Consider the following 281-nt stretch of genomic DNA (forward strand, 5'->3'; position numbering starts at 1 on the left):
CTCAGAAGTGAAACGCCGTAGCGCCGATGGTAGTGTGGGGTCTCCCCATGCGAGAGTAGGGAACTGCCAGGCATCAAATTTAGTGTGCTGATATGGCTCAGTTGGTAGAGCGCACCCTTGGTAAGGGTGAGGTCCCCAGTTCGACTCTGGGTATCAGCACCAGTTTTTCGGTTAAAGTTCGGCACTTAGAAAAGAATTTGTCTGGCGGCTGTAGCGCGGTGGTCCCACCTGACCCCATGCCGAACTCAGAAGTGAAACGCCGTAGCGCCGATGGTAGTGTG

Annotated in this window: 1 tRNA gene and 1 rRNA gene; both read left to right on the plus strand. The window is 54.8% G+C overall.

Annotated elements, in window-relative coordinates:
* Positions 1 to 86 precede the first annotated feature (86 nt).
* Positions 87 to 162, plus strand: a tRNA-Thr gene (locus OGY18_RS01600).
* A 38-nt stretch (positions 163 to 200) separates the two neighbouring features.
* Positions 201 to 281, plus strand: a 5S ribosomal RNA gene (rrf, locus tag OGY18_RS01605); the annotation flags it as partial.

Origin of the sequence: Citrobacter sp. Cpo142, from assembly GCF_030332425.1 — a bacterium.
In the GTDB taxonomy this organism is placed as follows: domain Bacteria; phylum Pseudomonadota; class Gammaproteobacteria; order Enterobacterales; family Enterobacteriaceae; genus Citrobacter; species Citrobacter portucalensis.